Consider the following 21,782-nt stretch of genomic DNA (forward strand, 5'->3'; position numbering starts at 1 on the left):
GTTATTTGCCGGAGAACAGCTTGATGCGGAATGCCTTGACCGACACGATGATGGGCAGCACGATCACCGTGACCAGCGCCGCGCCATAGGCCGAGGCCATGCCCAGGCGGCCGCCGTCGACCTGGCGGAAGATGGCGATCGGCATGGTTTCGAGGCCGCCGCTGTAGGCCACGATCGAGGCCGACAGCTCGGAAATCGTGGTCAGCCACATCAGGATGGCGGCCGAGATGATCGAGGCCTTCATGGCCGGCAGGATGACCTTGAAGAAGGTCATCAGCGGCGATACGCCCAGGCTGATCGAGGCTTCCTCGATCGAGTCGGGTATGTTGAACAGCACCGACGAGGCGTTGCGCACCGCGAAGGGCAGGCGCCGCACCGCGTAGCACAGCACCATGATGCCGGAGGTGCCGGCCAGCACCAGCCAGCCGGTGTTGAAGGTCTGCACCAGCGCGATGCCCAGCACCGTGCCCGAGATGGTCAGCGGCAGCACCACGATGTAGTCCAGCACCTGGGTGAAGGCGCTGCGCTTCTTGATGGTCAGGTAGCTCACCAGCACCGCGAAGGCCACGCCCGTCACCGTGGCCAGCGAGGCGAACTTGAGCGAATTCAGGATCGGCTCGGGCGCGCCGTGCAGGGCGCGCTGCATGCTGGCCAGCGACCACGAGCCCCAGTGCATCACCGGCCCGCTGGTCTTGGTGAAGGCGGCGATGAACACCACGATCAGCGGCAGCAGCGACAGCAGGATCACCAGGCCGACGCCGCCGGTGTACAGGATGGCCTGCCATGAACGCACCCGGCGCGCCGCCGGCGCGCGGCCCTGGGTCATGGTGTAGACCTTGCGCTCGACCACGCGCTTCTGCACGAACAGCACGATGGCGACGATGGCGATCGACACCACCGACATGGCGCTCTGCAGCGTCGGGCTGCCGCCCATTTCGCTGACGAAGGTGTTGTAGGTCATCACCGACAGCAGCGGCACGCGGCTGCCCAGCAGCATCGCCAGCGCGAAGTTGCCGACCACCAGCGTGAACACCACCAGCGCGTTCACCAGCACCGCCGGCAGCAGCACCGGCACCAGCACCCGCAGTTGGGTCAGCAGTGGCGGCGTGCCCAGGCTCAGGCCGGCTTCCTCCAGCTGGCCGTCGAAGCCGCGCAACGCGGCCAGCACGCCCAGGTAGATGTAGGTGTAGTAGACCAGCGTCATCGAGAACACCATGCCGGTCCAGCCGTAGAACGACGGCAGCGAGATGCCCGCGTCGCCCAGCAGGTTGGTCAGGATGCCGTTGTTGCCCAGCACCAGCAGCCAAGACTGGCCGACGATGATCTCGGGAATGACGATGGTCAGCACCGGCAGGATCGCCACCAGGTTCTTGAGCGGGAAGTCGTAGCGCGCCACCATGTAGGCGAACGGCACGCCCACCAGGATGGTGCAGGCGGTCACCACCAGCCCCAGCACCAGCGTGTTGCCGAAGGCCTCCAGGTATTGCGAGTCGGCCAGCAGGGCGCGGAACCCCTCCAGCGAGAAACCGCCGTCCTGGCCGGTGACGCTGTTGCTGAACAGCACCGCCAGCGGATACAGCACGAAGAACAGCAGCAGCGCCAGGCTGATCGCCGTCAGGATGCCCCAGGGCCACCATTTGATTTTCATGGCGTGGCGGTCCTCAGGCGTTGACGACGCGGCTGTCGGCGGGAATCAGCACCTGCACGGCCTCGCCGGGCTGGAACTGCGCCACCATGTTGCCCGCGTGCAGCTCCACGCGGATCTCCGAGCCGTCCTGCAGCGCGATGCGGTAGGCGGTCTTGAAGCCCAGGTACTGGCGCCGCAGCACCTTGCCGGGCAGCGTGTTGGGCACGTAGGGCGCCGGCGCCATCAGGGCCAGTTCCTCGGGGCGGGCGATCAGCACCGCGCGCTCGGCCAGCGTGGCGCTGCCGAGCGTGCCGTCGAAACCCAGGCCGCACAGCTCGTAGCGCACGTGGCCGGCCGGCGCGCCGGGCAGCCCGCCGCGCGCCGGCACCGGGATCACGTTGGCCGAACCGATGAAGTCGGCCACATAGGCGTTGACCGGCGTGCCGTACAGTTCCTCGGGCGTGCCCAGTTGGGCGATGCGGCCGTGGTCCATGATGGCGATGCGGTCGGACATGGCCAGGGCCTCCTCCTGGTCATGGGTGACGAACACGGTGGTGATGCCGGCCTCGCGCACCAGGTCGAGGATGACGTCGCGCATCTGCAGGCGCATCTTGGCGTCCAGGTTAGACAGCGGCTCGTCCATCAGCAACACGCGCGGCCGGATCACCAGGGCGCGCGCCAGCGCCACGCGCTGGCGCTGGCCGCCGCTCATCTGCGCCGGGTAGCGGTCGGCCAGCGCCGCCAGGCCGACCTTGTCCAGCGCCTCGTCGACGCGGCGCTTAATCTCGGCGCGGGCCACGCCGCGGGCGCGCAGGCCGTAGGCGACGTTGTCGAAGGCGGTCTTGTCGGGAAACAGCGCGTAGTCCTGGAACACCATGCCGATGTCGCGGCGGTGCGCCGACACGTGCGTGACGTCGTCCTGGTCGAACAGCAGGCGGCCGCCGTCGGGCGCGTAGAAGCCGGCGATGCAGCGCAGCAGAGTGGTCTTGCCGCAGCCGCTGGGGCCCAGCAGCGTGTAGAACCCGCCGTCGGGAATGTGCAGCGACAGGTCGCGCAGCACCTGCTGGCCGCCGAATGTCTTGATGATGCCGTCTACGGTGATCGATGCCATGAAAGGTTCCTGCCTGGGATTGGACGCATCATAGGAACCCGGCCGCGCCGCCACCAGCGGTGTTTTTTAAGGGCTGGCGTTAGTTTTTCTAAGAGGTCGGCGGCGCCGCAATCCCCTAGAATGCGGCTCATAGCAACGGCGCGGTCCAAGCCCCGCGCCGGCAAGAACAGATGACAAGGGAAATCGTGGGAACACGCAGCAAAGCCTTGCGCCAGGGGCGCGCACGGGCGGACGGCGCCTGAGATGGCGGGCCCGAGCCTGCCGCCGCTGAAAGCCTTGCGGGTATTCGAGGCCGCGGCGCGCCTGCGCAGTTTCACGGCGGCGGCCGACGAACTGAGCATCACGCACAGCGCGGTCAGCCAGCAGATCCGCATCCTGGAAGACTACGTCGGCCAGCCGCTGTTCGCGCGCGAGGCCCGCGGCGTCACGCTGCTGCCGTGCGCGCAGGCGTATTTTCCCGAGGTCCAGGCCAGCCTGGAGCGCATCGCGGCGGCCACCGCCAAGCTGCGCTCGCCTGGCCATGGCGGCGTGTTGCGCGTCAGCGCCACGCCGTCGCTGACCATGAAATGGCTGATTCCCCGGCTGTCGGCGTTCCAGGCGCTGCATCCGGGCATCGACGTGCAGCTGACCACGCAGGGGCGCTCGTTCCTGGATCGGGGTGACGAGGGCGGCGGCGACGTGCTGATCCGCCATGGCTTCGTGGCGCACGCCGAAATGAGCTGCGTGCACTGCCTGGACGATTTCCACGTGCCGGTGGCGTCGCCGCGCTTCATCGAGCGCAACCGCTTGGCCACGCCGGCCGACTGTCTGGGGCACCCCTTGCTGAAGGTCGCGGGCGGCATGGACCACTGGCCGCGCTGGTTCGCGCTGGCCAGGGTGGACGTGCCGGCGCAACTGCCCGGGCCGGTGTTCGACCATCAATTCCTGTGCATGCAGGCCGCCATGAACGACCTGGGCATCGCCCTGGCGCCGTGGTGCCTGCTGCAGGACGACCTGCGCGCCGACCGGCTGCGGCCGCTGTTCCTGCAGCCGCGCCTGCCCAACGCCGGCGTGCATGCGCTGTTTCGCCCGGACGCGCCGGCCGCGGCCGCGGCGCGCCATTTCATCGACTGGCTGGGCCGCGAGGCCGGCCATCCGCCACCCGAGCAATAGAAGGATTGCCCATGCAAGAGTTCCAGAGCGACGCCTGCCTGCATTGGCGCGGTATCGCGCCGCCGCTGACACTGTCGGACTACAAGGTCATCGCCTTCGACATGGATTCGACGCTGATCGCCATCGAGACGCTGGACGAGATGGCCGACCTGATGGGGAAAAAGGCCGAGGTGGCCGCGCTGACCGAGGCGGCGATGCAGGGAGAGATCGTCGACTACAAGCAGAGCCTGCGGCAGCGCGTGGCGCTGCTGGCCGGCATGCCGGCGGCGGCGCTGGACGAGGTGTATGAACGCCGCCTGGCGCTCAACCCGGGCGTGGAAACGCTGATCGCGGCTTGCAAGGCCGCCGGCCTGTTCTGCCTGCTGGTGACGGGCGGCTTCACCTGCTTCACCGACCGGCTGCGCGCGCGCCTGGGGCTGGACGACGTGCGCGCCAACGTGCTGGAGATCGTCGATGGCCGCCTGACGGGGAGGCTGCTGCCGCAAGCGTGGGGCGACCTGTGCGACGGCGAGGAAAAGCGCCGCAAGTTGCTGGAGGTGTGCGCGGCGCTGGGCGTCGGGCCGGAGCGCGCCATCGCGGTGGGCGACGGCGCCAACGACCTGCCGATGCTGCGCACCGCCGGGCTGTCGGTGGCGTATTACGCCAAGCCGGCGGTGCGGCGCGAGGCCAAGGTGGCGATCGACCAGGGCGGGCTGGACCAGCTGCTGCGCCTGTTCAGCGCCGGCAAGGCGCAGGCGCGGGGCTGACGGGCCGCCACCGCGGCGCGAACGAGGCGCGAGGGGGCGTGAAAGAGGCGCGAGCGAAGCGCGAACGCGGCCCCCGGGCGGACCTGAACTCGCCTCAGGCGCTGATCAGGCCGGGGATCTTCACGTCCGGGTCGACATCGGCGTTGTAATCCACCCCATCGATCTCGAACCCGAACAGGCGCAGGAACTCGCGCTTGTAGCCGGCGAAATCGGTCAGTTCATACAGGTTGGACTCGGTCACCTGGTGCCACAGCGCCTGCACCTGCGCCTGCACGGCGGGGTCCAGTTCCAGGTAATCCGCGCGCAACCGGCCTTCGTCGTCCAGGATCGGCGCCGCGCCGCACAGGCTGTCGCGGTACAGGCCGTACACCTGCTCGATGCAGCCCTCGTGGGTGCCTTTTTCCTTCATGACCTTGAACAGCAGCGACAGGTACAGCGGCATCATCGGGATCGCCGAGCTGGCCTGGGTCACGACCGCCTTCAGCACCGAGACGCGGGCGTCGCCGCCGCGCGCGGCCAGCTTGGCGCGGATGTCCAGCACCTTCTGGTCCAGGTCTTTCTTGGCGGCGCCGATCGAGCCGTTCCAGTAGATGTCGTGGGTGATCTTCTCGCCCAGGTAGGTGAAGGCGGTGGTGGAGGCGCCCTCGGCCAGCACGCCGGCCTCCAGCAGAGCGTCGATCCACATCTGCCAGTCCTCGCCGCCCATGACCGCCACCGTGGCGTCGATCTCTTCCTGGGTGGCCGGTTCCAGCACCGATTCCTTGATGACTTCCTTGTCGGTATCCAGGCCGCGCAGCGTGACCGCCTGGCCGACCGGCTTGAGGGTCGAGTTGAACACCGTGCCGCTGACCGGATGGGTGCGGCGGGGCGCGGCCAGGCTGTAGATCACCTGGTCGACCTGGCCCAGATCCTGCCTGATGGCGGCGATGGTCTGGGCCTTGATGGCATCGGAGAAGGCGTCGCCGTTGATGCTCCTGGCGTACAGGCCCTCGGCGCTGGCGAACTTGTCGAAGGCGGCGCTGTTGTACCAGCCCGGGGTGCCGGCCTTGGCGGCCTCGCCGGGGCGCTCGAAGAACACGCCCAGCGTCTGGGCGCCACAGGCGAAGGCGGCGCTGATGCGGGCCGCCAGGCCGTAGCCGGTGGAGGCGCCGATCACCAGCACGCGCTTGGGGCCACCGCTGATCGGGCCCTGGGCGCGGACGTAGTCGATCTGGTTCTTGACGTTGGCTTCGCAGCCGACGGGATGGGTGGTCACGCAGATGAAGCCGCGCACGCGGGGTTTGATGATCATGGAGCCCTCGTTCTGGAAATGCGGGGAAGACCGCCCGCACAGGCGGGCGGCGCCGGGCATTGTACGGGAGGCGGGGAGGCCGCTGGCCGCCCGGGGCGTATCAGCGCGCGCTGGCGCCCGCCGGCGCGGCCGCCTGGGCGCGGCTGCGGCGCCACTCCACCAGCCCGATGCCGATGCCGCTGGCGCAGATGATGGCGATGCCGAGCCAGGTCAGGGGATCCGGAAAGTGGTCCCACACCAGCCAGCCGACCGTGGTGGCGCTGATGATCTGCAGGTAGATGAAGGGCGCCAGCGTCGAGGCCGGCGCGCGGCGATAGGCGGCGATCTGGAACAGGTGGCCCAGGCCGCCGGTGACCCCGGTGGAGATCAGCAGCGTCCAGTCCAGCGGCGTCAGCGCCCGCAGCACCGGCAGGGCGGGCGGCAGGATGAAGGGCAGGGCCAGCGTCAGGCAGCCGGTGCCGACCGCGCCGCTCCAGATCAGCGAGGTGAACGGGTCGTCGCCCGCGACGCGGCGCGTGGCGATGAACTGGGCCGCGAAGCAACAGGCCGTGAGCAGCCCGAAAATGGTGCCGACCGGATGCAGGCCGCCGCCCGGGCGGATGACGATGATGACGCCGACGAAGGCGATGCCGGCGGCGACAAAGCGCGACATGCGCGCCGGCTCCTTCAGGATCCACGGCGCCAGCGACAGCACCAGCAAGGGCGCCAGGAAGTTGATGGCGGTGGCTTCGGCCTGGGGAATGTAGCTGAGCGTGGTGAAGAACATCAGCGTGGCCAGGAACATCGAGCCGCCGCGCAGGAGCTGTTCACGCGGCTTTTTGCTGCGCAGGATGCCTGTGCCGCGCGTGGGCAGCACCAGGGCCAGCACCAGCACCAGGTGCACGGCGTAGCGGAACCACGACAGCACCAGCAGCGGCACCCCCGCGTTCATGACCCATTTGCCGCTGGCGTCCAGGCAGGACAGCGTCCACATCGACAGCACCAGCAACAGGATCCCGACGAGCGGGCCGCTGGGGGCGGGACGCGGGCGACCGGTATCGGCCGGGGACATGGACAGGCTCCTTGTGCGCTAGGGGGCCGTGGAGGGGCCACGGGGCGGCTGACATGATACGCTCATCGCGGCAGGGGGAAAGGTTCATGATCGAACTACGCAATATAGAAACATTCTTTTGGGTCGCCACGCTGGGCAGCTTCCGCGCCGCGTCCGACAAGCTCAACACCACGCAGCCCGCGGTCTCGCAACGCATCGCCTCGCTCGAGGCCGACCTGGGCGTGCGCCTGTTCGAGCGCGACGCCCGCGGCGTCAAGCTGACCGCCAAGGGTCATGAACTGCTGTCGCACGCGGAGCGCATGCTGCAGGTGCGGCGTGACATGTTCGAGGCGGCGCGCGAGCAGAACGTCATGACGGGCACGGTGCGCATCGGCGTGGCCGAGACCATCGTGCAGACCTGGCTGCCGACTCTGATCGAGCTGGTGCACGCCGCGTATCCGGCGCTGGTGCTGGAGATCGAGGTGGACACCACTCATGTCCTGCGCTCGCACCTGATGTCGCGCCAGATCGACCTGGCTTTCCTCATGGGGCCGGTGCTGGAGGCGCGGGTCGAGAACCTGCCGCTGTGCACCTATCCGCTGGCCTGGGTCGCCAGCCCGCTGCTGGAGCTGGGGCCCGAGCCCTTGACGCTGGAACGCATCGGCCGCCTGCCCATCGTCACCTATCCGTCCAACAGCGCGCCATACCGGGTGGTGCGCGACATGCTGACGCGCGCCGGCGTGGTGTCGCCACGCATGTACGGCAGCGCCTCGATGTCGATGGTGGTGCGGATGACGCAGGACTGCATCGGCACCAGCGTGATCGCGCCGGTGTTCCTGGGCAAGGAACTGGCGCGCGGCGAACTGCGCATCCTGCGGGTCGACGCCGACCCGCTGCCCGAATTGAGTTTCACGGCCACCTGGGTGCAGGGACCCGACAGCCATGCGGCGCGCCTGATCGCGCAGATGGCGCAAAAAGTGGCCGCGCAGGCGGGCGACGGCGTGGCGTCGTCCTAGGGCCTGTCCGCGCGAAAGCAAGCCGCGCACGGACCCCGAGCCGCGCCGGCAACGGCGCGCATCATGATCCGTCGGCGCGCGCGCGCCTAGGTGTTTTCCCCAGCGCCGCGCGCGCGGGCGGTCATGCGAAGCGCTCGCGGCGCGCCTGCGTCAGACCCCGCGATCCCGCGCCAGGCCGCATGGTTGCTGGCTCTGCGGCCGGCGCCGGGCGGCTTGCCGGCGAGACCCAAAAAATATTTATACCCCCACATCGCAACATACGATTGGACGCTCGGCGCCCCTGACGCTGCAATGGCGGCACATCAAGAAGATCGCCTGGAAACACAGGCGCGGGGGAAAACCTTTGCTCCTCTGACGTTCCGATTCCTACCCGCGCGCTCAAGGTAACGGGGACCCGCGCGCGCCAGACCATCCCGCCAGCCAGGAGTTTTGTCCATGAAGAAGTCGCTCGCTCTCGCCGCCGTCGCCGCCAGCCTGTTGGCCGGCGCCGCCCAGGCGCAAGACCTGCCCAAGACCCATTTGAAGGTGGTGGGCGGCCTGTCCAACCTGACCGCCTACAACGATTACGAAAAGCCGTTCTGGACCAAGACCATTCCGGAAGCATCCAAGGGCCAGGTCACCGCGGACATCAAGGGCTTCAACGAAATGGGCCTGAAGGGCCCGGAACTGCTGCGCCTGATGTCGACCGGCGTGGTCGAGTTCGGCACCGCCACGCTGTCGTACTTCGCCAGCGACAACCCGATCAACGAGGCCATCGACCTGGCCGGCCTGGCGCCGGACGTGAAGACGGCGCGCGAGGTGACCAACGCCTTCGAGCCGGTCTACGCGCGCCTGTACGGCGAGGGCAGCAACGTCAAGCTGCTGGGCATCTCCACCTATCCGGCGCAGGTGCTGTTCTGCAACGCCGAGATCAAGGGCCTGGCCGACATCAAGGGCAAGAAGGTCCGCACCAGCAGCCGCACCACCGCCGAATTCGTGGAAGCGCTGGGCGGCTCCAGCGTCACCATGGCGTTCGGCGAAGTGGTGCCGGCGCTGCAGAACAAGGTGGTCGATTGCGCCATCACCGGCTCGCTGTCGGGCTACTCGGCCAAGTGGTACGAAGTGTCGACCCACCTGGTGGCGCTGCCGATCAACTGGAACCAGCAGATCCACGCGGTCAACCAGAAGGCCTGGGACAAGCTCGATCCCAACGTGCGCACCTTCCTGCAGGCCAACGTCAAGACGCTGGTCGACAACATCTGGGATGCCGCGGCGCGCCAGACCCAGGAAGGCTATGACTGCAACACCGGCGCGGCGGCTTGCCCGTTCCCGGTCAAGGGCAAGATGGTGCTGGTGCAGCCTTCGGACGCCGACCGCGAACTGCTCAAGAAGGTGACGCAGGAAGCCGTGTTGCCCAAGTGGGCCGCGCGTTGCTCGGCGCAGTGCGTCAAGGACTTCAATGCCACCGTCGGCAAGACGCTGGGCGTGACCGCCAGCAAGTAAGCGAGACCGCGCGCCGTCCGCCGTTGCGGCGGCGGCGCGCCTGCGATTCATCATCGAGGCCGTATCCGGCCGCAGAGGTTTTTCCCATGACCCGATCCGAACACTTCCGCCTGCTGGGCGGGCTGCTGCGTCGCGCCGAGACCTTCTCGCGCGTCGCGGTGTGGGCGGGCGGCGCGCTGACCATCGCCAGCGTGCTGCTCATTTCCTTCGACGTGCTGGCCCGCAAGTTCCTGGGCTTTACCACCGGCGGCGCCGACGAACTGTCCAGCTACGCCTTCGCCATCAGCACCTCCTGGGCGCTGGCCTTCGCCACGCTGCAGCGCGCCAACGTGCGGGTGGACGTGCTCTACCAGAAGCTGCCGGTGCGCGTGTCGGCCGTGCTCGATTGGGTTTCCATGGTGGCGCTGGCCGTCTTCATGGTGTTCCTGACCTATTACGCCTATGAAGTGGTGCAGATGTCGTGGGCGCAGAAGTCCGCCGCCAACACGCCGCTGGCCACGCCGCTGTGGATTCCCCAAGGCCTGTGGCTGCTGGGCCTGGCCTGGATGTGCATTACTGTCGCCCTGATGCTGGCGCGCGCCTCGGCCGCCCTGGTGACCGGCGACATCGAACTGGTCAAGGAAATCTGCGGCGTGCGTTCCGCGCAGGAAGAAGCCGACGAGGAAGCCGCCGCCGGCGAGCGCATGGTCAAGGGAGCCGCCGCATGATCGCCACCGCCCTGACTCTGCTGCTGGTGCTGATCGGCCTGTCGATCCCCGTGGGCGCGGCCCTGGGGGTGCTGGGCCTGATCCTGGACCCGATGTTCTCGATGCTGCCGCTGTCGCGCGCGATCGGCGAGATCTCCTGGAGCACCAACAACGAATTCCTGCTGGTCGCCATTCCGCTGTTCATCATGCTGGGCGAGGTGCTGCTGCGGGCCGGCTTCGCCGAACGCATGTACGGCGCCATGAGCCTGTGGCTGTCCTGGCTGCCGGGCGGCCTGATGCACGCCAACATCGGCGCCTCGACGCTGTTCTCGGCCACGTCCGGCTCCAGCGTGGCCACCGCCGCCACCGTTGGTACGGTGGCGATTCCGCAGATCCGCAAGTACGGCTACAACGAGCCGCTGTTCCTGGGCAGCCTGGCCGCGGGTGGCACGCTCGGCATCCTGATTCCGCCGTCGATCAACCTGGTGATCTATGGCGTGCTGACCAATTCGTCGGTGCCCAAGCTATATCTGGCCGGCATCATCCCGGGCTTCGCCATGGCGGCGCTGTTCATGCTGACGGTGATGATCGCCTGCGTGGTCAAGCCGTCCTGGGGCGGCAAGAAGATCCAGGCCACCTGGGGCCAGCGCTTGGCCAGCCTGGTGCATCTGGCGCCGCCGATGGGCATCTTCCTGCTGGTGGTGGGCTCGATCTACGCCGGCCTGGCCACGCCCACCGAGGCCGCCGCGCTGGGCGTGCTGGGCGCGCTGATCCTGGCCGCCTGGTTCCGCCGCCTGACCTGGACCATGCTGCGCGAGGCGATGGAAGGCACCATGCGCTCGACCGCCATGATCATGCTGATCGTGGTGGCGGCCAGTTTCCTTAACTTCGTCATGTCCGCCACCGGCCTGACCGACGCGCTGACCCAGTCCATCACCGGGCTGGGCCTGTCGCCGGGCTGGATGCTGCTGATCGTGATCGTGTTCTACCTGGTGCTGGGCTGCTTCATGGAGACCCTGTCGATGATGATCACGACCATCCCCATCGTCGCGCCCATCATGATCGCGCTGGGCTACGACCCGATCTGGCTGGGCATCATCATCATCATCCTGGTCGAGGCCGCGCTGATCACGCCGCCGGTGGGGCTGAACCTGTTCGTGGTGCAGAGCCTGCGCAAGAGCGGTTCGATGAGCGCCGTGATCACCGGCAGCCTGCCGTTCGTGGCGGCCATGTTCGTGATGCTGGCGTTGCTGGCGTGGTGGCCCGACCTGGCTCTGTGGCTGCCGCGCGTGTTCGGCTAGCCCCGGTATCCCTTCGAGCACGGCCGCGCGGCCGTGCCCATTCTTTCCCGTTTACCTCCGCAGGACTTTTCATGAAAGCCGTATTTCAGATCGAAGCCGATTCCCCCCGCCAGGTCGAGGTGGATTTCAATACCCTCATCGTGGCCGGCTGGGCCGGGCGCGACATCGCCGCCATCGAGCACCACATCGAGGAACTGGCCGCCATCGGCGTGCCGCGTCCCACCAGCGTGCCGCTGTACTACCGCATCGCCGACAACCAGTTGACCCAGGCCGAACGGGTGCAGGCGGTGGGCGGCGATTCGTCCGGCGAGGTCGAGACCTTCGTGTTTGCGGCCGACGGCGAGATGTACGTCAGCATCGCGTCCGACCACACCGACCGCAAGCTGGAGACGGTCAGTGTGGCCATGTCCAAGCAGGTCTGCGTCAAGCCGGTGGCGAACTCGGCCTGGCGCCTGGCTGATGTGGCCGAATACTGGGACGAGCTGGTGATCCGCTCGTACATCGTCGAGAACGGCGCCGAGGTGCTGTACCAGGAAGGCCCGCTGGCCTCGCTGCGCACGCCGCAGGACCTGATCGCCGGCTACACCGGCGGCGCCGCGACGCTGCCCGAAGGCGCCGGCATGACCTGCGGCACCGTCGGCGCCATCGGCGGCATCCGCCCGTCGGCCGAATTCACCATGGAACTGTTCGATCCGCGCCGCCAACGCAGCCTGCGCCACCGGTATCATGTCGAGATCCTGCCGGTGGTGGCCTGACGCCCGGCAGGCGCCCTGATTGCCATGACGCGCCCCGGCGGGGCGCGCCGGTCCAACACTTTTCATGCCGCCCCGCGGCCCCCTGGAACCGTATGCTTTCGACCCTGAATGACCTGACCGCCGCCCTGAACGACGGCCGCACCACTTCCGTTGAACTGACCGAGGCCGCCTTGGCGCGCGCCAACGATCCGGCCGGCGAGGGCGCCCGCGCCTTCACCCGCCTGTACGCCGAGTCGGCGCTGGCCCAGGCCCGTGCCTCGGACACGCTGCGCGCCGCCGGCATCGTGCGCTCGGCCATCGAGGGTCTGCCGATCAGCATCAAGGATCTGTTCGACATCGAGGGCGAGACCACCATGGCCGGCTCGGTGGCGCGCGAGGGCGAACCGGCGGCCGACGCCAACGCCGAAGTGGTGCAGCGCCTGATCGCCGCCGGCGCGGTCATCATCGGCCGCACCAACATGACCGAATTCGCCTATTCGGGCCTGGGCATCAATCCCCATTACGGCACGCCGCTGAACCCCTGGGATCGCGCCACGGGCCGCATCCCTGGCGGCTCCTCGTCGGGCGCGGCGGTGTCGGTGGCCGACGGCATGGCGGTGGCCGCCATCGGTTCGGACACCGGCGGCTCGGTGCGCATTCCCGCCGCGCTGTGCGGCCTGACCGGCTTCAAGCCCAGCGCCTGGCGCGTGTCGATGGAAGGCGTGCTGCCGCTGTCGGCCAACCTGGACTCCATCGGCCCGATTGCCGCCAGCGTGCGCTGCTGCGCCGAACTGGACGCCATCCTGTCGGGCGACGGCGGCCCGGTGCCCGAGGCGCTGCCGCTGCGCGGCCTGCGCCTGGCGGTGCCCAGGACGCTGGCGCTGGACGGCATGGACAAGCACGTGTCCGATACCTTCGCCCGCGCCGTGGCGCGCCTGAAGGAAGCCGGCGCCCTGGTCGACGAGATCGCCATCCCGGAATTCGCCGAGCTGGCCAACATCAATGCCAAGGGCGGGTTCACGGCCGCCGAGGCCTGGGCCTGGCACCGCGACCTGATCGCCCGCGCCGGCAAGCGCTACGACCCGCGCGTGGTGTCGCGCATCCTGCGCGGCAAGGACATGAGCGCCGCCGACTACCTGGACCTTCTGGACGCGCGCGAAGCCTGGGTGGCGGCGGTCGACCGCCGCATTGCCGGCTACGACGCCCTGATCATGCCGACCACGCCCATCGTGGCGCCGGCGGTGGCCGACCTGCAAGCCTCGGACGAAGCCTATTACGCCGCCAATGGCCTGATCCTGCGCAATCCCACCCTGATCAATTTCCTGGATGGCTGCGCGCTGTCGCTGCCGTGCCACGCCGACGGCAGCGCGCCGGTCGGCCTGATGATCGCCGGCAGCAATGGCGCCGACTGCCGAGTGCTGGCGATTGGCCTGGCGGTCGAGGAATTGCTCGCCGGCTGAAGGGCGCGCCGGGCCGCGCTCGGGCGGCCCCGGCGGTTCGCCGCCAGCGTCGCGGCGCCGGCCGGGGGGGGCGGCAGCGCGCCGCGCGAGCAGGCAGGGCGGTGTTTTCCGCCATATCCGCTTTGTCCCCGCGACGCTAAGATGGCGGCTGGACATGCCGCGCAACGGGGCAGGATACGGGCGCCATGATAGATCTGCGCAATATCGAGACGTTCTTCTGGGTGGCCACGCTGGGCGGTTTTCGCGCCGCGGCCGAGAAGCTCAACGCCACCCAGCCGGCGATTTCCCAGCGCATCGCGTCGCTGGAGTCCGACCTGGGCATCCGCCTGTTCGACCGAGACGTGCGCGGCATCAAGCTGACCGGCAAGGGCCGCGAGCTGCTGTCGCACGCCGAGCGCATGCTGCAGCTGCGGCGCGACATGCAGGAGGCGGCGCGCGCCAAGAGCGTGATGAGCGGCACGCTGCGGCTCGGCGTGTCCGAGACCATCGTCCACACCTGGCTGCCGACGCTCATGGAGTATCTGCACGACGCCTATCCGGCGCTGATGGTCGAGATCCAGGTCGACACCACCACCATGCTCAAGACCCAGCTGGCCTCGCGCCAGATCGACCTGGCGTTCCTGCTGGGGCCGATGGAAGAGCCGCGCATCGAAAACCTGTACCTGTGCAATTACCCGCTCAGCTGGGTCGCCAGCCCCAAGCTCAAGGTGGGACGCCAGCCGATCAGCCTGAAGCGGCTGGGGCAGTGGCCGGTGATCACCTATTCGTCCACGACCGATCCGCACCGCGCGGTGCGGCAGGTGCTGCAGCAGGCCGGCGTCGATGCGCCGCGCATGTACGGCAGTTCCGCCTTGAGCGTGATCGTGCGGATGGCGCTGGACGGTATCGGCACGGCGGTGATTGCGCCCGTCATCCTGCATAAGGAACTGGCGCAAGGCGAATTGCGGCTGCTCGACGTGAAGGCGCCGGCGCTGCCGCCGCTGCACTACACCGCCTGCTGGATGCAGGGGCCGGACAGCCAGGTGCCGCGCACCGTGGCCGAGGCCGCGCAGCAGATCGCGCGCGAAGAGGCGCTGCGCCATCCGGCAAAACCCTGATAAGGAATTCTGATCGGGGTCTATCGCAACATGTGATTAGACGTTGCGGCCGACTTCCTGTGCAATGTCCCCATTCCAACATTGAAGCAAGGGGAATTGACATGGCACTGGATACGGCGGCCCGCAGCAGCGTGGAACTGGCGCGCCGCGCGCGGCTCGATGCCCGCAGCGGCAAGCTGTCCGGCCCCACGGCGAACCTGGCCCCGGGCCATGTGCAGGCCAACCTGGCGATCCTGCCGCGCGCATTGGCGGCCGATTTCCTGCACTTCTGCCAGCGCAATCCCAAGCCGTGTCCGCTGCTGGCGATGTCGGAGCCGGGCGACCCGGCGCTGCCCGAATTGGGCCATGACATCGACATCCGCACGGACATCCCGCGCTACCGCGTCTGGCAGAACGGCGAACTGGTGGCCGAACCCACCGACGTGCGCGACCTGTGGCGCGACGACCTGGTGTCGTTCCTCATCGGCTGCTCGTTTTCGTTCGAGGAAGCGATGCTGGACAACGGGCTGCCCGTCCGCCACATCGAGCAGGGCTGCAACGTGCCGATGTACCGCACCAACATCCCGACCCATGCCGCCGGCGTGTTCGGCGGTCCGCTGGTGGTGTCGATGCGGCCGCTGAAGGCGGCCGATGCCATCCGCGCTATCCAGGTGACTTCGCGTTTTCCCTCGGTGCATGGCGCGCCGGTGCACATCGGCGACCCGGCGTTGATCGGGATTGCCGACATCCACCAGCCGGATTATGGTGATCCGGTGGAAATCCGCCCTGGCGAAATGCCCGTGTTCTGGGCCTGCGGCGTGACGCCGCAATCGGTGGTGGCCGCGGTGCGCCCCGATTTCTGCATCACGCACGCGCCCGGACACATGCTGGTCACGGACCTCGTCAACAGCCGGATGGCCATTCTGTAATCCTCGCGTTGCAATCTCAGTCAACCGTCAGCGGAAAAACGCTAGAAATCCCAGTCTCGATGCCGTAGCCGTACCCGTTTTACAAAGCGCCCGCGACGCGGGCGCGTCAGCAGCTTTGGTTTTGCCTCCAGAACGATCCATGAAAGGACAAGGGGAAAAGGCGACAAAAGTTCAAGGTCCACCGCCCGCCGGCCGATTGGCGGGTGGCGGATCGCCGCAGGCCCGGATCCACCGGGCCCGGGGCCGTGCGCCCCGCGTTTTGCATTGCTTTCACAGTGGGATTTTTCCAGGAGTCTGGTAATGAAGATGAAGCTCATTGCGGGTGTCGCCGCGAGTCTGGCATTGTTGACCGCCGCGCCGGCACAGGCGCAGGTCAAGACCGTGAAGATCGGCGCGATCTATCCCTTGTCCGGCGCGCTGGCGTCCACCGGCGCCGAGATCAAGGCCGCGGTGGAACTGGCGGTGGACATCATCAATAATCCGCATCCTGAACTCGAAGGGATCCCGCTGGCCGCGGGCGGTGGCCTGCCGGCGCTGGGCGGGGCCAAGATCGAGGTGGTGTTCGGCGATTCGCAGGGCAAGCCCGAAGTGGGCCTGGCCGACGCGCAGCGCCTGATCGACCAGGAGAAAGTGGTGGCCCTGACCGGCGCCTACCAGTCGGCCGTCACCAAGACCGCCAGCCGCATCGCCGAGCAGCGCGGCATTCCCTACCTGAACGGCGAATCCAGCAGCCCGGACCTGACCGAGCGCGGCTACAAGTGGTTCTTCCGCACCTCGCCCAACGACGACACCTTCGTCGAGAACATGATGCAGTTCCTGGACGGCGTGAAGGGCACTCCGACCGCCAAGATCGCGGTGGTCTACGAGAACACCGACTTCGGCGTCAACACCTACAAGGCGGTCGAGAAGTTCGCCAAGCAGTACAAGCGCGAGGTGGTGGCCAATATCGCCTACAGCGCCGGCTCGGCCTCGGTCACCGCCGAAGTGCAGAAACTGGCCGCGGCCAAGCCCGACGTGGCGATCTTCGCCAGCTATACCTCGGACGCCATGCTGTTCGTGCGCACCATGCGCGAAAGCAAGTACGCGCCGCCGGTGCTGCTGGCCAACGACGCCGGCTTCATCGACTCGCGCTTCGTGCAGGAAGTGGGTCCGCAGGTGCAGGGCGTGCTGACGCGCGACGTCTGGGGCAATGACGTCGCCGCCGCCAAGGCCGGCCTGAAGAAGATCAACGACATGTACAAGGCCAAGACCGGCAAGGACCTGAACGGCAACAACGCCCGGTCGATGCAGGGCGTCCTGGTGCTGGCCGACGCCATCAACCGCGCCGGCTCCACCGATCCGGAAGCGATCCGCAAGGCGCTGGCGGCCACCGATCTGGGCGAGGCGCAAGTGGCCATGCCCTGGGCCGGCGTGAAGTTCGATGACAAGGGCCAGAACACCAAGGGTTCCGGCCTGATCCTGGAACTGAAAGGCTCGTCCTACCAGACGGTATGGCCGGAAAAGTACCGCACCGACAAGTCGCTGCCCACGCTGCCGTTCTCCTGGAAGTAATCATCAGCCGTGGCGGGCCGCGGGGGCCCGCCACAGGAGCACTCCATGTTCGAAGCTCTCTCGGCAGGCCTGTTCAATGGCCTGATCTATGCCGCGGTGGCGGTGGGGCTGGCGCTGATATGGGGCATTACCGACGTCATCAATTTCGCCCATGGCGAATTCCTGATGCTCGGCATGTATGCCGCCTATTGGCTCTATACCCTGGGTCACATCGACCCCACGTTGTCGGCGCCCTTGGTCGCCATCGTGCTGGCCTTCGTCGGTTTCCTCACTTATGCGCTGATCATCAAGCGCCTGCAAAAAGGCCCCGCCATGGCGGTGATCCTGGCCACTTTCGGCCTGGGCCTGGTGCTGCGCCAGCTGGCGTTCATCGCGTTCAGCCCGGACTATCGCAGCCTGCCCGACACCCTGGTGTCCGGCAGCGTCACGGTGGCCGGCATTTCGCTGGGCCGTCCGCAGGTGGTGACCGGCCTGATCGCGCTGGTGGTGGTGGCCGCGCTGTTCGTGCTGGTGTACCGCACGCGCTGGGGCCATGCCTTGCAGGCGGTGGCCGAAGACCGCCAGGTGGCGGCGCTGGTGGGTATTTCGCCCGACCGCGTCAACGCCCAGGTGTGGATGCTGGGCAGCGCCGCGGTCGGCCTGGCCGGCGCGCTGCTGACCACGTTCTTCTATGTGTTCCCCTCGGTGGGCACGGTGTTCGGCCTGCTGGCCTTCGTGGCGGTCTGCATGGGCGGCTTCGGCTCGCTGCCGGGGGCCTTCATCGCCGGCATCCTGATCGGCGTCATCGAGGCCATGACGGGCTATTTCGTGGCGCCCGCGCTGAAGACGGTCAGCGTCTTCATCCTTTTCATCCTGGTTCTCTGGTATCGGCCGCGCGGCCTGTTCGGGCGGTGGTGACATGACGACGACACGAAAAATCGACGGCGCCTCATCGGGCGTGCCGAAATGGCCGGTGGCCGTGGCCCTGGCGGCGGCGGTGCTGCTGGCGCTGGTGCCGCTGGTGGTGACCGACTCGTTCACCCTGCAGGTGCTGCTGCTGGCCATCATGTTCGGCGCGCTGGGCGCATGCTGGAACCTGGTGGGCGGCTTTCTCGGGCGTATCTCTTTCGGCCACGCGGTGTTCGTGGGCGTGGGCGGCTACACCACCTTGCTGCTGCTGCATCACCTGAAGCTGACGCCGCTGCTCGGCATTCCGCTGGGCGGCCTGATCAGCGCGGCGCTGGCCTGGCTGGTGGGCGGGCCGACGCTGCGCCTGTCCGGGCACTATTTCGCCATGGCCACCATCGCGCTGCTGCAGATCGGGCTGCTGCTGATGATCAACTGGGACTGGGCCGGCGGCGCGGTCGGGCTGGAGGCGCCGATCGGCGACGCCGCCTGGATGCTGCTGTTCCGCAGCAAGGTGCCGTACTACTGGATCGCGGTGGGGCTGGCGTTCCTGACGTTCTGCGCCACGTACTTCCTGGTGCATTCCAAGACCGGTTTCTACTGGCGCGCCATCAACGGCGACGAAGCCGCTTCGCGCAGCCTGGGGGTGCCGGCGGACCGCTACAAGATGCTGGCGTTCGTGATGTCGGCCGGCATGACCGGTGTCTGGGGCGGCTTTTTCGCCATGTACGTGGGCTTCATCGATCCCGAATCGATGTTCAGCCTGACGATGTCGGTGCAGGTGGTGCTGGTGGCCATCCTGGGCGGCGTCGGCACGTTGATCGGTCCGTGGCTGGGCGCCGCGGTGCTGTTGCCGCTGTCGGAAGGCACGCGGGTGCTGTGGGGCAGTTCGGGCCTGGGCCTGGACTTGCTGATTTTCGGGTTGGCGATCCTGCTCGTCACCCTGTTCCTGCCAGGCGGTCTGGTGACATTGGGGAGGCGCCGTGGCTCTGCTCGACGTTAAGAACCTGACCAAGCGCTTCGGCGGCCTGGTCGCCAACAAGGATATCTCGCTGTCGGTCGACGCGGGCGAGATCGTTGCCATCATCGGCCCCAATGGCGCCGGCAAGAGCACGCTGTTCAACGGCCTGGTGGGTCATCACGAGCCGACCTCGGGCTCGGTGGCGTTCGCCGGCGAGTCCATGATCGGCCGGCGGCCGGAACAGGTCGCGGCCATGGGCCTGGTGCGCACCTACCAGATCCCGCGCAGCTTCGGCCAGATGACGGTGCTGGAGAACGCCATGGTCGGCGCGCTGTTGCGCCATCCGCGCCTGCCCGACGCGCGCCGCGCCTCGGCGCGGGTGCTGGAGCTGGTGGGGCTGGCCGATCGGGCCGATACGCTGGCGGCCGAGCTGAACGTGGCGGGGCAGAAGCGGGTGGAGCTGGCGCGCGCGCTGGCGACCGAGCCGCGCATGCTGTTGCTGGATGAAGTGGCCGGCGGCCTGAACCCCGCCGAAGCCATCGCGCTGGCCGAGATCCTGCGCGGCATCCACGCCGCCGGGGTGACGCTGATCATCGTCGAACACGTGCTGGAGGTGGTGATGCGGCTGGCGCAACGGGTGCTGGTGCTGAACTTCGGCCAGATGATCGCCGAGGGCGCGCCGCAGGACATCGTGCGCAATCCCGCCGTGATCGAAGCCTATCTGGGGAGGAAGCACCGTGCCTGACGTGATGTTGAAGGTAGAGAACCTGAGCGTGGCCTATGGCGGCGTGCAGGCCGTGCGCGACCTGTCGCTGGAGGTGCGCCAGGGGGAAATCGCCGCGCTGCTGGGCGCCAACGGCGCCGGCAAGTCCAGCACGCTGCTGGCCATCATCGGTTCGGTCAAGCCCCGGGAAGGTCGCGTCGTCTTCGAAGGGCGCGACATCACCGGAACGCCGCCGGACCAGCTGGTCAAGCAGGGCATTGCGATGATTCCGGAAGGCGCGCGGGTGTTTGCGCGCCAGCCGGTCGAGCAGAACCTGCGCCTGGGGGCCTACACGGTGCGCGACGAACGCGTCTACCAGGAGCGGCTGGACAAGGTCTACACGCTGTTTCCGCGCCTGAAGGAGCGCCGCGAACAGTTGGCGGGCACCATGTCCGGCGGCGAACGGCAGATGCTGGCGATCGGCCGTGCGCTGATGAGCGGACCGCGCCTGCTGCTGATCGACGAACCCAGCCTGGGCCTGTCGCCGCTGCTGGTCGAGCAGGTGTTCGACGCCCTGGCCGCGCTGAACCGCGATGACGGCCTGTCGGTGTTGCTGGTCGAGCAGAACATGGCGCAGGCGCTGGAAGTGGCGGCGCGCGCGTACGTCATGCAGAGCGGGCGCGTGGCGCTGTCGGGCGACGCGGCCGAGCTGGCAGCCTCGGACGAAGTGCGCAAGGCCTATCTGGGGATGTAGGCCGAGGCAGTGGCCCAGGAAAAAGCCCGTCGCGCGAGCGACGGGCTTTTTTGCTATGCGGCCGGGGGCGGGCCGTAAGTCGCGCGGGACTTAGAAGATGTGGCGGATGCCGACGCCGGCGCCAACCTGGCTGGTGCGGCCGGCGATTTCACCGGTGGCGGCGTCACGGACCTTGTTGTAGTCCACGGTGCCGTACACCTGGGTGCGCTTGGACAGCGCGTACTCGGCCACGGCCACCAGGGCGTAGCGCTTGCCCTTGTCGCCATCTTCCACGATGTTCTTGCTCTGGTCGTAGTAGGCGGCGCCGGTGATGGCCCAGCGCGGGGTGGCCTGCCAGGTCACGCCGGCGAAGTAGCCGTTGTCCTTGCGGTCGAGCTGGGCGGTGGTGGTGCCGCCCATGACGGCGTTGACCCAACCGGTCTGGTCCTTGCCATTGAAGTAGCCGGCGAAGATCTTGGCGCTTTCGAACTGGTACGAGGCGCTCAGGTTCCACACTTGCTGGCGCAGGTCGGAGTTGTCGCCCTGGTACGTCTTCATGAACGCGCCGCCCAGGCCGAGCTGGCCGACGGTGTAGCGCAGGCTGATGCCCATTTGCTGGCCAGCCTTCTTGTCGTCCCAACGGTCGCCGTTGGCCCACGACGCGATCACGGCCAGGTCGCCGATCGTGTTCGAGTAGCGCACGGTGTTGTTGTTGCGCACACGGCCCATGGCGGCGGGCAGCCACGAGTTCTCGTTGTAGTTACCCACGGTCAGCGGATCGAAGTAGTCCGCCATCAGGTCCTGGATCACCGTGTTCTGCAGACCCAGGGTCAGGGCGCCGATGCTGCCACCGTCCAGACCGACATAGGCCAGGCGGTTGAACGTCTTGCCAGCGCTGGACGACTGGCCGTTCTGCACGTTGAAGCCTTGCTCCAGGCGGAAGAAGGCGCGGTTGCCGTCGCCCAGGTCTTCCGAGCCGCGCAGGCCCCAGCGGCTGTTGGAGATGGCGCCGTTTTCCATCGAGAAGCGGCTGCCGTCCACGCCGGTCGAACCGGAGCTGGTGTTGACGTAGCGCATGCTGACGTCGGCAATACCGTACAGGGTGACGCTGGTTTCCGCCGAAGCGGCGCCGGCCAGGCCGAGGCCGGCAACAGCGAGCGAGAGGGTGATGCGTTTCACGAAGGCTTCTCCTAATGTTTCTGTTCTTAGCGTGCGTCGGGCTTGTGGCTCGACGGGACGCGCCGGGCGGTTCGCCTGGAGCTGGGCCGTTGCACCGACGCCAGGGGTTGGCGCGGGTCCGGAGCGTGG

The 21,782-nt window shown here is 68.0% G+C and carries 20 protein-coding genes; 15 read left to right on the forward strand and 5 right to left on the reverse strand.

Going from position 1 to position 21,782, the window contains the following annotated elements; genetic code table 11:
- Position 1 precedes the first annotated feature (1 nt).
- Both AruCF_RS13120 and AruCF_RS13125 read right to left on the reverse strand, forming a co-directional pair.
- A complete protein-coding gene (locus AruCF_RS13120) occupies positions 2-1,648 on the reverse strand; it encodes an ABC transporter permease (RefSeq protein ID WP_049073477.1) in 1,647 nt (548 codons plus the stop codon).
- A 13-nt stretch (positions 1,649-1,661) separates the two neighbouring features.
- A complete protein-coding gene (locus tag AruCF_RS13125) occupies positions 1,662-2,738 on the reverse strand; it encodes an ABC transporter ATP-binding protein (protein ID WP_049073478.1) in 1,077 nt (358 codons plus the stop codon).
- A 243-nt stretch (positions 2,739-2,981) separates the two neighbouring features.
- On the opposite strand from AruCF_RS13125, the gene AruCF_RS13130 reads away from it, so the two are divergent.
- Both AruCF_RS13130 and serB read left to right on the forward strand, forming a co-directional pair.
- A complete protein-coding gene (locus AruCF_RS13130; RefSeq protein WP_049073479.1) occupies positions 2,982-3,890 on the forward strand; it encodes a LysR substrate-binding domain-containing protein in 909 nt (302 codons plus the stop codon).
- Between the two features lie 11 nt (positions 3,891-3,901).
- Entirely contained in the window at positions 3,902-4,636 is a 735-nt protein-coding gene (gene serB / locus AruCF_RS13135; RefSeq protein ID WP_049073480.1) for a phosphoserine phosphatase SerB, read from the forward strand.
- Between the two features lie 94 nt (positions 4,637-4,730).
- On the opposite strand, the gene fabV is transcribed toward serB, so the two are convergent.
- Positions 4,731-5,927: an enoyl-ACP reductase FabV gene (gene fabV / locus AruCF_RS13140; protein ID WP_049073481.1), complete on the reverse strand. Its 1,197-nt coding sequence runs from the start codon at positions 5,925-5,927 to the stop codon at positions 4,731-4,733.
- Positions 5,928-6,027: 100 nt separating this feature from the next.
- Positions 6,028-6,978: a DMT family transporter gene (locus tag AruCF_RS13145; protein ID WP_049073482.1), complete on the reverse strand. Its 951-nt coding sequence runs from the start codon at positions 6,976-6,978 to the stop codon at positions 6,028-6,030.
- An 86-nt stretch (positions 6,979-7,064) separates the two neighbouring features.
- Here AruCF_RS13145 and AruCF_RS13150 point away from each other — a divergent pair, with 86 nt between their 5' ends.
- The 13 genes from AruCF_RS13150 to AruCF_RS13210 all read left to right on the forward strand — a co-directional run bounded on the left by AruCF_RS13150 (position 7,065) and on the right by AruCF_RS13210 (position 20,495).
- Entirely contained in the window at positions 7,065-7,973 is a 909-nt protein-coding gene (locus AruCF_RS13150; RefSeq protein WP_038503432.1) for a LysR family transcriptional regulator, read from the forward strand.
- 435 nt (positions 7,974-8,408) lie between these two features.
- The gene (locus AruCF_RS13155) at positions 8,409-9,455 is read left to right on the forward strand and encodes a TRAP transporter substrate-binding protein (RefSeq protein WP_006388185.1); all 1,047 of its coding nucleotides are present in this window, start codon (positions 8,409-8,411) and stop codon (positions 9,453-9,455) included.
- Between the two features lie 86 nt (positions 9,456-9,541).
- A complete protein-coding gene (locus AruCF_RS13160) occupies positions 9,542-10,162 on the forward strand; it encodes a TRAP transporter small permease subunit (RefSeq protein WP_049073483.1) in 621 nt (206 codons plus the stop codon).
- Positions 10,159-11,442: a TRAP transporter large permease gene (locus AruCF_RS13165; RefSeq protein ID WP_049073484.1), complete on the forward strand. Its 1,284-nt coding sequence runs from the start codon at positions 10,159-10,161 to the stop codon at positions 11,440-11,442. Before AruCF_RS13160 ends, AruCF_RS13165 begins: the two co-directional genes overlap by 4 nt.
- A gap of 71 nt (positions 11,443-11,513) precedes the next feature.
- Positions 11,514-12,197 (forward strand): DUF2848 domain-containing protein, encoded by a 684-nt coding sequence (locus AruCF_RS13170; protein WP_049073485.1) that lies wholly within the window; start codon positions 11,514-11,516, stop codon positions 12,195-12,197.
- Positions 12,198-12,289: 92 nt separating this feature from the next.
- Positions 12,290-13,636 (forward strand): amidase, encoded by a 1,347-nt coding sequence (locus AruCF_RS13175; RefSeq protein ID WP_083036770.1) that lies wholly within the window; start codon positions 12,290-12,292, stop codon positions 13,634-13,636.
- Between the two features lie 185 nt (positions 13,637-13,821).
- Positions 13,822-14,733 carry a LysR family transcriptional regulator gene (locus AruCF_RS13180; RefSeq protein WP_049073487.1) on the forward strand — a complete coding sequence of 304 codons (912 nt, stop codon included), beginning with the start codon at positions 13,822-13,824 and terminating at the stop codon, positions 14,731-14,733.
- 101 nt (positions 14,734-14,834) lie between these two features.
- The gene (locus AruCF_RS13185; RefSeq protein ID WP_049073488.1) at positions 14,835-15,641 is read left to right on the forward strand and encodes a putative hydro-lyase; all 807 of its coding nucleotides are present in this window, start codon (positions 14,835-14,837) and stop codon (positions 15,639-15,641) included.
- Positions 15,642-15,941: 300 nt separating this feature from the next.
- A complete protein-coding gene (locus AruCF_RS13190) occupies positions 15,942-17,192 on the forward strand; it encodes an ABC transporter substrate-binding protein (RefSeq protein ID WP_049073489.1) in 1,251 nt (416 codons plus the stop codon).
- Between the two features lie 45 nt (positions 17,193-17,237).
- The gene (locus tag AruCF_RS13195) at positions 17,238-18,089 is read left to right on the forward strand and encodes a branched-chain amino acid ABC transporter permease (protein WP_049073490.1); all 852 of its coding nucleotides are present in this window, start codon (positions 17,238-17,240) and stop codon (positions 18,087-18,089) included.
- A 1-nt stretch (position 18,090) separates the two neighbouring features.
- Positions 18,091-19,080 carry a branched-chain amino acid ABC transporter permease gene (locus AruCF_RS13200; RefSeq protein ID WP_049073491.1) on the forward strand — a complete coding sequence of 330 codons (990 nt, stop codon included), beginning with the start codon at positions 18,091-18,093 and terminating at the stop codon, positions 19,078-19,080.
- Entirely contained in the window at positions 19,061-19,783 is a 723-nt protein-coding gene (locus tag AruCF_RS13205; protein ID WP_049073492.1) for an ABC transporter ATP-binding protein, read from the forward strand. Before AruCF_RS13200 ends, AruCF_RS13205 begins: the two co-directional genes overlap by 20 nt.
- A gap of 4 nt (positions 19,784-19,787) precedes the next feature.
- A complete protein-coding gene (locus AruCF_RS13210) occupies positions 19,788-20,495 on the forward strand; it encodes an ABC transporter ATP-binding protein (protein ID WP_049073493.1) in 708 nt (235 codons plus the stop codon).
- A 90-nt stretch (positions 20,496-20,585) separates the two neighbouring features.
- On the opposite strand, the gene AruCF_RS13215 is transcribed toward AruCF_RS13210, so the two are convergent.
- Entirely contained in the window at positions 20,586-21,653 is a 1,068-nt protein-coding gene (locus tag AruCF_RS13215) for a porin (protein ID WP_049073494.1), read from the reverse strand.
- Positions 21,654-21,782 lie beyond the last annotated feature (129 nt).

The organism is Achromobacter ruhlandii (assembly GCF_002082135.1).
Classification (GTDB): Bacteria; Pseudomonadota; Gammaproteobacteria; order Burkholderiales; family Burkholderiaceae_B; genus Achromobacter; species Achromobacter ruhlandii.